The organism is Pseudomonas sp. FFPRI_1, assembly GCF_055384485.1.
The window spans coordinates 288,207-299,686 of the sequence record NZ_AP029168.1; the positions used below are offsets into that span (position 1 = coordinate 288,207).

The window sequence follows — 11,480 nt, forward strand, 5'->3', positions numbered from 1 at the left end:
GAAGGCTCGGCGGTTTAAGTTCGTAGTCTAGGCAGCCGCTCCCTTGCCGCAGGTGAAAGCCGGCGGGATAACAAGAACGATAAGGGGAACCCGCAATGATGCGACATCCACATGTCTGGATGGGCCTCCTGTTGTGGTCGATATTCAGCCAGGCGCAGGCCGCCTGGACGGTGAATATGACGCCTGGGGCGACCGAGATTAGCCACGCGGTATTCGACCTGCACATGACCATCTTCTGGATCTGTGTGGTGATCGGCGTCATCGTCTTCGGCGCGATGTTCTGGTCGATGATCGCTCACCGCCGCTCCACCGGCCAGGTCCCGGCCCAGTTCCACGAGAGCACCACGGTCGAGATCCTCTGGACCATCATTCCGTTCCTGATCCTGGTGGCCATGGCCGTGCCGGCCACGGCGACGCTGATCAAGATGTACGACACCAGCGAGCCGGATGTCGACATCCAGGTCACCGGCTACCAGTGGAAGTGGCACTACAAATACCTGGGCCAGGATGTGGAGTTCTTCAGTAACCTGGCCACCCCCGCCGAGCAGATCCACAACAAGAGCGCCAAGGGCGAGCACTACCTGCTGGAGGTCGACCAGCCCCTGGTGCTGCCGGTGGGTGCCAAGGTGCGCTTTCTGGTGACCGCCGCCGATGTCATCCACTCCTGGTGGGTGCCTGCCTTCGCGGTCAAGCGCGACGCCATCCCCGGCTTCGTCAACGAGGCCTGGACCCGGGTCGACCAGCCCGGCATCTACCGTGGCCAGTGCGCCGAGCTGTGCGGCAAGGACCACGGCTTCATGCCGATCGTGGTCGAGGTCAAGAGCCAGGCCGACTACGACACCTGGATGGGCGAGCGCAAGGCCGAGGCGGCCAAGCTCAAGGAGCTGACCAGCAAGGAATGGACCCTCGACGAGCTGGTGGCCCGTGGCGACAAGATCTACCACACCACCTGCGTTGCCTGTCACCAGGCCGAAGGCCAGGGCCTGCCGCCGATGTTCCCGGCGCTCAAGGGCTCGAAGATCGCCACCGGACCCAAGGACGCGCACCTGAGCCTGGTGTTCCACGGCAAGCCGGGCACCGCCATGGCGGCCTTCGGCAAGCAGCTGTCGGAAGTCGACATCGCCGCCGTGGTGACTTACGAACGCAACGCCTGGGGCAACAACAAGGGCGACATGGTGACGCCCAAGGAAGTCCTGGCGCTGAAACAGGCGGAAAGCAAATGAGCCGGCCTATCGGGTATTTGCGCAACCGGTCGCGGCGCGCCGCCGCCGATCATCCAGTCCATTCGCTCGCAGGAGACAGGACATGAGTGCTGTGATCGATGACCACGGCCACGCCGGCCATGACGACCACGCCCACGGCCCGGCCAAGGGCCTGATGCGCTGGGTGCTGACCACCAACCACAAGGACATCGGCACCCTGTACCTGTGGTTCAGCTTCTGCATGTTCCTGCTGGGCGGCTCCTTCGCCATGGTGATCCGCGCCGAGCTGTTCCAGCCCGGATTGCAGATCGTCGAGCCGGCATTCTTCAACCAGATGACCACCATGCACGGCCTGGTGATGGTCTTCGGCGCGGTGATGCCGGCCTTCGTCGGCCTGGCCAACTGGATGATCCCGTTGATGATCGGCGCGCCGGACATGGCCCTGCCACGGATGAACAACTTCAGCTTCTGGCTGTTGCCGGCGGCCTTCCTGCTGCTGGTCTCGACCCTGTTCATGCCCGGCGGCGGGCCGAACTTCGGCTGGACCTTCTACGCCCCGCTGTCCACCACCTACGCCCCGGAAAGCGTGACCTTCTTCATCTTCGCCATTCACCTGATGGGCATCAGCTCGATCATGGGGGCGATCAACGTGATCGCCACCATCCTCAACCTGCGGGCCCCGGGCATGACCCTGATGAAGATGCCGCTGTTCGTCTGGACCTGGCTGATCACCGCCTTTCTGCTGATCGCGGTGATGCCGGTGCTGGCCGGTGTGGTGACCATGATGCTGATGGACATCCACTTCGGCACCAGCTTCTTCAGTGCCGCCGGCGGTGGTGATCCGGTGCTGTTCCAGCACGTGTTCTGGTTCTTCGGCCACCCCGAGGTGTACATCATGATCCTGCCGGCGTTCGGCGCCGTCAGCTCGATCATCCCGACCTTCAGCCGCAAGCCGCTGTTCGGCTACACCTCGATGGTCTACGCCACCGGGGCCATCGCCTTCCTGTCGTTCATCGTCTGGGCGCACCACATGTTCGTAGTGGGCATCCCGCTGGTGGGCGAGCTGTTCTTCATGTACGCCACCCTGCTGATCGCCGTGCCCACCGGGGTCAAGGTGTTCAACTGGGTGAGCACCATGTGGCAGGGCTCGCTGACCTTCGAGACGCCCATGCTGTTCGCCGTGGCCTTCGTCATCCTGTTCACCATCGGCGGCTTTTCCGGGCTGATGCTGGCCATTGCCCCGGCGGACTTCCAGTACCAGGACACCTACTTCGTGGTGGCGCACTTCCACTACGTGCTGGTGCCCGGGGCGATCTTCGGGATCTTTGCCTCGGCCTATTACTGGCTGCCCAAGTGGACCGGGCACATGTACGACGAAACCCTGGGCAAGCTGCATTTCTGGCTGTCCTTCGTCGGCATGAACATGGCCTTCTTCCCCATGCACTTCGTCGGCCTGGCCGGCATGCCGCGGCGGATCCCGGACTACAACCTGCAGTTCGCCGACTTCAACATGGTGTCCTCCATCGGCGCCTTCACCTTTGGCGCGACGCAGATCTTCTTCCTGTTCATCGTCATCAAGTGCATTCGTGGCGGCAAACCGGCCCCGGCCAAGCCGTGGGAAGGTGCCGAAGGGCTGGAGTGGAGCATTCCCTCGCCGGCGCCGTATCACACCTTCGTCACCCCGCCGGAAGTGAAATGAACAGCTGTGCTGTAGGAGCCAGCTTGCTGGCGAAGGCGTCGGGCCAGGCGCTGGAAGGCGTCGCCCGGTTCGCTGGCAAGCCAGCTCCTACAGGTTCGGGAGGGGCTTGAGATGGCCGATGTTTCGCTGAAGAAGCTGGTCACCCGCCTGTTGCTGGTGGTGGTGGCGATGTTTGTCTTCGGTTTTGCCCTGGTGCCGATCTACGACGTGATGTGCAAGGCCCTGGGCATCAACGGCAAGACCGGCGGGCAGTACCAGGACGCGCAGCAGCAGGTCGATGTCTCGCGCCAGGTGCGGGTGCAGTTCCTGTCCACCAACGCCATCGACATGGTCTGGGAGTTCTACCCCAAGTCCGATGACATCGTGGTCCATCCGGGGGCGGTCAACGAGATGATCTTCATCGCCCGCAACCCCAGCAATCACCCGATGAGCGCCCAGGCGATCCCGAGTATTTCCCCCAGCAGTGCGGCGATGTACTTCCACAAGACCGAATGCTTCTGCTTCACCCAGCAAGTGCTGCAGCCCGGCGAGAAGATCGAGATGCCGGTGCGTTTCATCGTTGACCGCGACATGCCCAAGGATGTGAAGCACCTGACGCTGGCTTACACGCTGTTCGATATCACCGCGCGTCATCCACCGGTGGCGGTCAGCGCCAAGACGGGTGGCTAAGGCGTTCAAGCGTGACCGAATAAGGAGAACAATAAATGGCGACTCATGAGCACTATTACGTTCCCGCCCAGAGCAAGTGGCCGATCATCGCGACGGTGGGCATGTTTGTCACCGTGTTCGGCCTGGCAACCTGGTTCAACGACCTCAAGGCCGCGCGCCCCGAATCCCATGGCCCGCTGATCTTTTTCGTCGGCAGCCTGTTGCTGGCCTACATGCTCTTCGGCTGGTTCGGCGCGGTGGTCAAGGAAAGCCGCGCCGGGCTCTACAGCGCCCAGCTCGATCGCTCGTTCCGCTGGGGCATGAGCTGGTTCATCTTTTCCGAAGTGATGTTCTTCATGGCCTTCTTCGGCGCGCTGTTCTATGTGCGGCACCTGTCCGGTCCCTGGCTGGGCGGTGAGGGCCACAAGGGCATTGCCCACATGCTCTGGCCGAACTTTGAGTTCGTCTGGCCGTTGCTCAACAACCCCGACCCAAAACTCTTTCCGGCGCCCAAGGGCACCATCAGCCCCTGGGGCCTGCCGCTGCTCAACACCGTGCTGCTGGTGAGTTCCAGTGTCACCGTGACCATCGCCCACCACGCCTTGAAGAAAGGCCACCGCGGCGCGCTGAAAATCTGGCTGGCGCTGACGGTGCTGTTGGGCTGCGCCTTTCTCGGCTTCCAGGCCGAGGAATATATCCACGCCTATCACGAGCTGGGCCTAACCCTGGGCTCGGGGATCTACGGCGCCACCTTCTTCATGCTCACCGGTTTCCACGGCGCTCACGTGACCATTGGCACGCTGATCCTGTTCGTGATGCTGGTGCGCATCATGCGCGGGCACTTCGACGCCGATCACCAGTTCGGCTTCGAGGCCGCGAGTTGGTACTGGCACTTCGTCGACGTGGTCTGGATCGGGTTGTTCGTCTTTGTCTACGTGCTCTGAGGAGCGCTTACCAGGGAGCGTGGGAAACCAATTGGCCGCTGAAGAAACCCCAGGCGATCAGGCCGACGGTGATGGCGGCCAGGCCGACCCGAACACTTAATGCAGTCACCAGGCGCTTGGATTGGCTGTCGTCCTTGACCAGAAAGAACAGGCCGCTGAACAGGCTGACAACCGTGGCAATCAGCATCAGGACGATGGCTGCTTTGAGCATGGTGAGACTCCGGGGGAGACGCGATGAACATCAGTATAGCGAGTCGATTTCCCAGTTTTATGGGCCGCCCATGAAAGGCTTCCGGCCGGGACTCGTGCCGACCCTGGTGGTGCTGTTGCTGCTGCCGGTACTGGTCTCTCTGGGGTTCTGGCAACTGGGGCGTGGCGAGCAGAAGCGCCAGTTGCTGAGCAGCTACGCCGAGCGTCGCGGGGCTGAGCCGGTGCCGCTGTTCGAGCTGTTGAGCGCCGCGGATCCGGCTTTTCGCCGGGTACGCCTGCACGGTCATTTCGATGCTGAGCACAGCCTGTTGCTGGACAACCGCATGCACGGCGGCAAGGTCGGGGTCGAGCTGCTGCAACCCTTTCTTGATCAGGCCAGCGGCCGCTGGCTGCTGGTCAATCGTGGCTGGCTGCCCTGGCCCGACCGGCGCACGCCACCCCGCTTCAACACTCCAGAGCAGAGCCTGAGCCTGGATGCCTGGGTCTACGTTTCTCCGGGAGCGGCGTTCCAGCTGCATGCCGACCCCACTGGAGCCCGCTGGCCGCGGCTGATCACTGCCGTGGCGCCCCAGGCGCTATGGGCCGAGCTGGGGCGCAGCGGCTTCGACCATGAAGTGCGCCAGGAATCCGGTCCCGGCGCCTACCTGACCGAGTGGCCAGTGGTCGCCATGGGCCCGGAAAAACACCAGGCCTACGCGGTGCAATGGTTTGCCATGGCCCTGGCGCTGTTCGCTCTCTACCTCTATTTCGGTTGGCACAACACGCGGGAGAAACGCCATGGGAACGGCCATGAATCCACCCAGCATCTCTGACACCCCAACGCCCAACCGGCGTCGCGGGCGCTGGCAGCTGATCCTCATCCTGTTGATGGTGATCGGCCCGATGATCCTCGCCACCGGCATGTACAAGCTGCAGTTCTGGGTGCCGGAAAGCCGCAGCTATCACGGCGAGATGATCGGCAATGGCCAGACCCGCGCCGACATTGGCGTGCAGTCCGAGGAGGAGCGCTGGCAGATCCTGGTCACCGCGCCCAAGGGCTGCTCGGTGGATTGCCAGCAGCTGGTGTACCTGGCGCGGCAGATCCAGGTGGCCCTGGGCCGTGATGCCTCGCGGGCCAGTCACGCCCTGGCCAGCGCCGAGCCCCTGAGTGCCGAGTACGAGGCCAAGCTGCAGCGCGAGTATCCGCAGCTGCAACGCTACCCGCTGGACCTTGCAACCTTTGCCAAGCTGGCCAACGACAAGGACGCACCGCAGCTGTGGATCGTCGATCCCCACAGCAACCTGGTGCTGCGTTACGACGCCCGGGTCAAGGGCAAGGACCTGCTCAACGACCTGCGCCACCTGCTGAAACTGTCGAACATCGGATAGGGGCAACGTCATGGCCAAACCTGGATTTCGCCTCGCGCTGTTTGCCACCTTGCTGGCGCTGATCGTGGTGCTGCTTGGCGCCTACACCCGGCTGACCCACGCCGGCCTGGGCTGCCCGGACTGGCCCGGTTGCTACGGCTTTATCAGCGTACCGAAAAGCGAAGCTCAACTGGCCCATGCCGAGCTGCACTTCCCCGACGCACCGGTGGAGGCCCACAAGGGCTGGAACGAGATGATCCACCGCTACTTTGCCGGCACCCTGGGACTGCTGATCGTGCTCCTGGCCGCCCGCGCCTGGACCCATCGCCAGCATCCTGGGCAGCCGCTGAAGTTGCCGTTGTTCCTCCTGGCGGTGGTGTTCGCCCAAGCGGCCTTCGGCATGTGGACGGTGACCCTGAAGCTCTGGCCGCAGGTGGTCACCGCGCACCTGCTGGGCGGCTTTGCCACCCTGAGCCTGCTGTTCCTGCTGACCCTGCGATTGTCCGGGGTGCTGCCGGCGCTGATCGTGCCGCGCCGCCTGCAGTACTGGGCCACCGCAGGGCTGGTGCTGGTGATCGGGCAGATCGCCCTGGGCGGCTGGGTCAGTTCCAACTATGCCGCGGTGGCCTGCATCGACCTGCCGACCTGCCACGGCCAGTGGTGGCCGAACATGGATTTTGCCAACGGCTTTCACCTGACCCAGCACATCGGCCCCAACTATCTGGGCGGCCAGCTGGACAGTGACGCCCGCACCGCCATCCACATGACCCACCGGGTCGGCGCGGTGCTGGTGACTCTGGTGCTGCTGGGGCTGGCCTGGCAATTGCGGCAGGTGGGCATGACTCGCCTGGCAGGATTGGTGCTGGTGGCACTGGGTGCGCAGATCAGCCTGGGCCTGAGCAATGTACTGTTCCACCTGCCGCTGCCGGTGGCGGTGGCCCACAACGCCGGGGGCGCGGCACTGCTGTTGACCCTGGTGCTGGTCAATTACCACGCTCGTACCAGCCTGGTGCAGGCCCGGGTTCGCCGGCCCCTGGGCTGGCGCCTCAGCCCGCGCAAACAGATGGCAGGGCCCATCACCATCAAAGGAGAGATGCCATGGCGACTCTGATCGGCGAACGCCCGCACCCCCGGGCGATCTGGCGTGACTACCTGGAGCTGACCAAGCCCAAGGTGGTGGTGCTGATGCTCATCACCTCGTTGGTGGGCATGTTCCTCGCCACCCGCGCCGGGGTGCCTTGGACAGTGCTGGTGTTCGGCAACCTGGGCATTGGCCTGTGCGCGGCAGGCGCGGCGGCGGTCAACCACGTGGTGGACCGGCGCATCGACGCGGTCATGGCCCGGACCCACAAGCGCCCGCTGGCCGAAGGGCGGGTATCGCCGGCGGCAGCGCTGGGGTTCGCCCTGGTGCTGGCCCTGCTCGGGCAGGCCCTGCTGCTGGCCTTTACCAATCCGCTGACCGCCTGGCTGACCCTGGCCTCGCTATTGGGCTACGCGGTGGTCTACACCGGCTTCCTGAAGCGGGCGACGCCGCAGAACATCGTCATCGGCGGCCTGGCCGGGGCCGCCCCGCCGCTGCTGGGCTGGGTTGCCGCAACCGGGCACATGAGCGCCGAGCCGTTGCTGCTGGTGCTGATCATCTTCGCCTGGACCCCACCGCACTTCTGGGCCCTGGCGATCCATCGCAAGGAGGAGTACGCCAAGGCCGATATTCCGATGCTGCCGGTGACCCACGGCGAGCACTACACCAAGGTGCATATCCTGCTGTACACCTTTGCCCTGCTGGCGGTGAGCCTGTTGCCCTACGCCATCCACATGAGCGGCGTGCTGTACCTGGTCTGCGCCCTGGCCCTGGGCGGGCGCTTCCTGCAATGGGCCTGGGTGCTGTACCGTGGCACTCGGCCGCACGCGGCGATCAACACCTTCAAGTACTCTATTTATTACTTGTTCCTGCTGTTCATCGCCCTGCTCGTAGACCACTACCTATTGTTGAACCTATGACTCGAACTCAGAAAACCGTCTTTATTCTCGTTGCGCTGGTGGCCCTGGTCCTGGGGCTCACCGTCAACAAAGTACTGTCCGGCAAGGGTCAGGGCGACCCCACCGCATTGATCGATGCCGGCATCATCCTGCTGCCCCAGAGCCGCACGTTGCCCGCGGTGAAGATGCTCGACCAGGACGGCCATCCCGTGGTGATCGATGAGTTGAAGGGCAAGTGGTCGCTGCTGTTCTTCGGCTACACCTTCTGCCCGGACATCTGCCCTACCACCCTGGCCCAACTGCGCCAGATCAAGAGCGAGCTGCCCAAGGAGTCGGTGGACAAGCTGCAGGTGATCCTGGTCAGCGTCGACCCCAACCGCGATACGCCGCAGCAGCTCAAGCAGTACCTGGGCTACTTCGACAAGGACTTCAAGGGCCTGACCGCCTCCTCGGTGGAAGACCTGCAGAAGATTGCCAACGCGGTGAGCATCCCCTTCATTCCGGCAGACACCAGCAAGCCCAACTACACCGTGGACCACAGCGGCAACCTGGCGGTGATCGGTCCGGACGGCACCCAGCGCGGCTTTATCCGTGCGCCGCTGAACAACCAGAAGCTGGTGGCCCAGTTGCCGGTGATGCTGCAGCGCAAGTAACCCGGTTTTCACCGCAGCAAACAAAACGGGGCGCCCAAAGGCGCCCCGTTTGCATTGCGTCGGTCGATCAGAACGCGGGAACGATCGCGCCTTTGTACTTCTCGAGAATGAATTGCTTCACTTCCGGGCTGTGCAGGGCGGTAACCAATTTCTTCATGGCGTCCGAGTCCTTGTCGTCAGGACGGGCCACCAGGATGTTCACGTAAGGCGAATCCTTGCCTTCGATCACCAGGGCGTCCTTGGACGGGTCCAGCTTGGCTTCCAGGGCGTAGTTGGTGTTGATCAGCGCCAGGTCGACCTGGGTCAGCACGCGCGGGATGGTGGCGGCTTCCAGTTCACGGAACTTCAGGTCCTTGGCGTTCTCGGTGATGTCCTTGACGGTGGCCAGGATGTTATTCGAATCCTTGAGCTTGATCAGGCCGGCCTTGTCCAGCAGCAGCAGCGCGCGGCCGCCGTTGGTGGCGTCGTTGGGGATCACCACGGTGGCACCGCCCGGCAGTTCGGAGAGTTGCTTGTACTTGCTGGAGTAGGCGCCCAGGGGCTCGATGTGCACACCGGCCACGCTCAGCAGCTTGGTGCCCTTGGCCTTGTTGAACTCATCCAGGTACGGCTGGTGCTGGAAGAAGTTGGCGTCCAGGCGCTTCTCGGCCACTTGCACATTGGGCTGCACGTAGTCGGTGAAGACCTTGACCTTCAGGTCCACGCCTTCTTTGGCCAGGGCCGGTTTGACGAATTCCAGGATCTCGGCATGGGGCACCGGTGTGGCGGCCACGGTCAGGGTTTCGGCGGCGTGCGCGGAGAACGCGGCAACGGCTGCGAAAGCGACGAGCAATTTTTTCATCGATCAAGCTCCTTGTAAGTCGCCCGACCCCGGGCGCCTGCCGGCCTGAGCCGGCAATTTTATTTGCGGGAAAAGTGCACCACCAGCTTGTCGCCGACGGTTTGCAGAACCTGGACCAGCACCAGCAGCAAGACCACGGTCACCACCATCACATCGGTCTGGAACCGCTGGTAGCCGAAACGGATCGCCAGGTCGCCAAGGCCACCGGCACCCACCACGCCGGCCATGGCGGTGTAGGACACCAGGGTAATGGCGGTCACGGTGATAGCGGCAAAGATGCCCGGGCGGGCTTCCGGGAGCAAGGCATTGGTAATGATCTGCCGGGTGCTGGCGCCCATGGACTGGGTGGCCTCGATGATGCCGCGGTCGACTTCGCGCAGGGCGGTTTCCACCAGCCGGGCAAAGAACGGCGTTGCGCCCACCACCAGCGGCGGGATGGCCCCGGCGACGCCCAGGGAGGTGCCGGTGATCAGCACGGTGAACGGAATCATCACGATCAGCAGGATGATGAAGGGCAAGGAACGCAGGATGTTGACGATCAGCGAGAGCAGCGCGTAGAGCGATTTCTGTTCCAGCAACTGACGTGGACTGCAGAGGAACAGCAACACGCCCAGGGGCAGGCCCAGGAGCACGGTGAACAGCAACGAGCCGCCGAGCATCATCAGGGTGTCGCCGGTGGCCAGCCAGATTTCCAGCCAGTCGATGTTGGTGAAGAAGGTATCCATCAGCGCAGCACCTCCATGTGGACATCCGCTGCGGTGAAGCGGGCGAAGGCCGCTTCCATGTCACCGCCGGTGATGGCCAGGGTCAGTTGCCCGTAAGGGGTGTCTTTGATGCGGTCGATGCGTCCGGCGAGGATGCTGTAGTCGACCCCGGTCTCCCGGGCCACGGTGCCCAGCAGCGGCGCGTAGGTGGCGTCGCCCTGGAAGGTCAGGCGCACGATGCGCCCCGGCACGTGAGCGAAATCGTCGCGCTGCTCGTTCTCGTCGACCTGCTCGTCTTCCTGGACGAAGCGCTTGGTGGTCGGGTGCTTGGGGTGCAGGAACACGTCGGCCACCGGACCCTGCTCGACGATCACGCCGGCATCCATCACCGCCACCTGGTCGCAGACGCGACGGATCACGTCCATTTCGTGGGTGATCAGGACGATGGTCAGGTTCAGTTCGCGGTTGATCTCCGCCAGCAATTGCAGGACCGACGCAGTGGTCTGCGGATCAAGGGCGCTGGTGGCTTCGTCGCACAGCAGGATCTTAGGCTTGGTGGCCAGGGCGCGGGCAATGCCGACGCGCTGCTTCTGGCCGCCGGACAGCTGCGCCGGGTATTTCTTCGCATGATCGGCCAGGCCGACCCGGTCCAGCAGCTCGGCTACTCGACGATCGATCTCGCCACGGGACAGCTCGCCAGCCAGGGTCAGGGGCAAGGCGACGTTGTCGGCCACGGTCTTGGAGGACAGCAGGTTGAAGTGCTGGAAGATCATCCCGACCTGCTGGCGGAAGCGGCGCAGGCCATTGGCATTCAGCGCGGTGACTTCTTCGTTGTCGACGATGATCTTGCCGCCGCTGGGGTTCTCCAGGCGGTTGATCAGGCGCAGCAGGGTGCTTTTACCCGCGCCGGAATGGCCGATCAGGCCGAACACCTGGCCATTCTCGACCCGAAGACTGGTCGGATGCAGGGCGGGAATATCCCCACCGGCGACCCGGTAGGTTTTATGGACGTTTTGAAACTCGATCACGTAGCGAACCTTGTGGGGCGCGTTAGAAAAGGATCAGCGGTTAGCCGGGCGCGCATTTTAGCCTGTCCGTATAGAGGTTCTTAGCATTTATTTCGCAATCATCATGCCATTTGGCAATAACGCGATCAAAGGTCATAAAAAAGGAACGGCCGCCTGCTCTCGCCAGTCACTACTTAAGCCACTCGAAAGCCGCCAGGTGCCGTGCCTGGAGGTCTTTGCCCACG

Annotated in this window: 13 protein-coding genes; 9 read left to right on the plus strand and 4 right to left on the minus strand. The window is 63.5% G+C overall.

Features of this window, described 5'->3' with window-relative positions:
- Positions 1-95 precede the first annotated feature (95 nt).
- The 4 genes from coxB to ACZ5BO_RS01380 all read left to right on the plus strand — a co-directional run bounded on the left by coxB (position 96) and on the right by ACZ5BO_RS01380 (position 4,493).
- The gene (coxB, locus tag ACZ5BO_RS01365) at positions 96-1,223 is read left to right on the plus strand and encodes a cytochrome c oxidase subunit II (RefSeq protein WP_025132067.1); all 1,128 of its coding nucleotides are present in this window, start codon (positions 96-98) and stop codon (positions 1,221-1,223) included.
- Between the two features lie 82 nt (positions 1,224-1,305).
- A complete protein-coding gene (ctaD, locus tag ACZ5BO_RS01370) occupies positions 1,306-2,901 on the plus strand; it encodes a cytochrome c oxidase subunit I (protein ID WP_025132066.1) in 1,596 nt (531 codons plus the stop codon).
- A gap of 111 nt (positions 2,902-3,012) precedes the next feature.
- The gene (locus tag ACZ5BO_RS01375; RefSeq protein WP_464697864.1) at positions 3,013-3,570 is read left to right on the plus strand and encodes a cytochrome c oxidase assembly protein; all 558 of its coding nucleotides are present in this window, start codon (positions 3,013-3,015) and stop codon (positions 3,568-3,570) included.
- 35 nt (positions 3,571-3,605) lie between these two features.
- Entirely contained in the window at positions 3,606-4,493 is an 888-nt protein-coding gene (locus tag ACZ5BO_RS01380) for a cytochrome c oxidase subunit 3 (protein ID WP_464697866.1), read from the plus strand.
- A gap of 7 nt (positions 4,494-4,500) precedes the next feature.
- Here ACZ5BO_RS01380 and ACZ5BO_RS01385 read toward each other — a convergent pair whose 3' ends face one another.
- Entirely contained in the window at positions 4,501-4,704 is a 204-nt protein-coding gene (locus tag ACZ5BO_RS01385) for a twin transmembrane helix small protein (protein ID WP_025132063.1), read from the minus strand.
- 70 nt (positions 4,705-4,774) lie between these two features.
- Here ACZ5BO_RS01385 and ACZ5BO_RS01390 point away from each other — a divergent pair, with 70 nt between their 5' ends.
- Genes ACZ5BO_RS01390 through ACZ5BO_RS01410 form a run of 5 tightly spaced genes read left to right on the plus strand, consistent with a single transcriptional unit; the run spans position 4,775 to position 8,683 of the window.
- Positions 4,775-5,515 carry an SURF1 family protein gene (locus tag ACZ5BO_RS01390; protein WP_464697868.1) on the plus strand — a complete coding sequence of 247 codons (741 nt, stop codon included), beginning with the start codon at positions 4,775-4,777 and terminating at the stop codon, positions 5,513-5,515.
- A complete protein-coding gene (locus ACZ5BO_RS01395) occupies positions 5,481-6,071 on the plus strand; it encodes a hypothetical protein (protein WP_025132061.1) in 591 nt (196 codons plus the stop codon). The genes ACZ5BO_RS01390 and ACZ5BO_RS01395 overlap by 35 nt, the downstream gene beginning before the upstream one ends.
- Before the next feature lie 10 nt (positions 6,072-6,081).
- Positions 6,082-7,161: a COX15/CtaA family protein gene (locus tag ACZ5BO_RS01400; protein ID WP_025132060.1), complete on the plus strand. Its 1,080-nt coding sequence runs from the start codon at positions 6,082-6,084 to the stop codon at positions 7,159-7,161.
- Entirely contained in the window at positions 7,149-8,051 is a 903-nt protein-coding gene (gene cyoE, locus ACZ5BO_RS01405) for a heme o synthase (protein ID WP_025132059.1), read from the plus strand. Before ACZ5BO_RS01400 ends, cyoE begins: the two co-directional genes overlap by 13 nt.
- Positions 8,048-8,683 (plus strand): SCO family protein, encoded by a 636-nt coding sequence (locus tag ACZ5BO_RS01410; protein ID WP_464697871.1) that lies wholly within the window; start codon positions 8,048-8,050, stop codon positions 8,681-8,683. The genes cyoE and ACZ5BO_RS01410 overlap by 4 nt, the downstream gene beginning before the upstream one ends.
- 67 nt (positions 8,684-8,750) lie before the next feature.
- Here ACZ5BO_RS01410 and ACZ5BO_RS01415 read toward each other — a convergent pair whose 3' ends face one another.
- The 3 genes from ACZ5BO_RS01415 to ACZ5BO_RS01425 are packed head-to-tail and all read right to left on the minus strand — an operon-like array spanning position 8,751 to position 11,256.
- Complete coding sequence (locus tag ACZ5BO_RS01415) at positions 8,751-9,524, minus strand: MetQ/NlpA family ABC transporter substrate-binding protein (protein WP_025132057.1); 774 nt, start codon at positions 9,522-9,524, stop codon at positions 8,751-8,753.
- Positions 9,525-9,583: 59 nt separating this feature from the next.
- Positions 9,584-10,249, minus strand: a complete 666-nt coding sequence (locus ACZ5BO_RS01420) for a methionine ABC transporter permease (RefSeq protein ID WP_464697874.1) — start codon at positions 10,247-10,249, stop codon at positions 9,584-9,586.
- Positions 10,249-11,256: a methionine ABC transporter ATP-binding protein gene (locus ACZ5BO_RS01425; RefSeq protein ID WP_464697876.1), complete on the minus strand. Its 1,008-nt coding sequence runs from the start codon at positions 11,254-11,256 to the stop codon at positions 10,249-10,251. The genes ACZ5BO_RS01420 and ACZ5BO_RS01425 overlap by 1 nt, the downstream gene beginning before the upstream one ends.
- Positions 11,257-11,480 lie beyond the last annotated feature (224 nt).

Coding starts and splice junctions, on each gene's coding strand:
- coxB (WP_025132067.1), top strand. CDS start 96: ATGATGCGACATCCACATGTCTGGATGGGCCTCCTGTTGTGGTCGATA.
- ACZ5BO_RS01380 (WP_464697866.1), top strand. CDS start 3,606: ATGGCGACTCATGAGCACTATTACGTTCCCGCCCAGAGCAAGTGGCCG.
- ACZ5BO_RS01415 (WP_025132057.1), bottom strand. CDS start 9,524: ATGAAAAAATTGCTCGTCGCTTTCGCAGCCGTTGCCGCGTTCTCCGCG.
- ACZ5BO_RS01375 (WP_464697864.1), top strand. CDS start 3,013: ATGGCCGATGTTTCGCTGAAGAAGCTGGTCACCCGCCTGTTGCTGGTG.
- ctaD (WP_025132066.1), top strand. CDS start 1,306: ATGAGTGCTGTGATCGATGACCACGGCCACGCCGGCCATGACGACCAC.
- ACZ5BO_RS01420 (WP_464697874.1), bottom strand. CDS start 10,249: ATGGATACCTTCTTCACCAACATCGACTGGCTGGAAATCTGGCTGGCC.
- ACZ5BO_RS01395 (WP_025132061.1), top strand. CDS start 5,481: ATGGGAACGGCCATGAATCCACCCAGCATCTCTGACACCCCAACGCCC.
- ACZ5BO_RS01390 (WP_464697868.1), top strand. CDS start 4,775: ATGAAAGGCTTCCGGCCGGGACTCGTGCCGACCCTGGTGGTGCTGTTG.
- ACZ5BO_RS01410 (WP_464697871.1), top strand. CDS start 8,048: ATGACTCGAACTCAGAAAACCGTCTTTATTCTCGTTGCGCTGGTGGCC.
- ACZ5BO_RS01400 (WP_025132060.1), top strand. CDS start 6,082: ATGGCCAAACCTGGATTTCGCCTCGCGCTGTTTGCCACCTTGCTGGCG.
- ACZ5BO_RS01385 (WP_025132063.1), bottom strand. CDS start 4,704: ATGCTCAAAGCAGCCATCGTCCTGATGCTGATTGCCACGGTTGTCAGC.
- cyoE (WP_025132059.1), top strand. CDS start 7,149: ATGGCGACTCTGATCGGCGAACGCCCGCACCCCCGGGCGATCTGGCGT.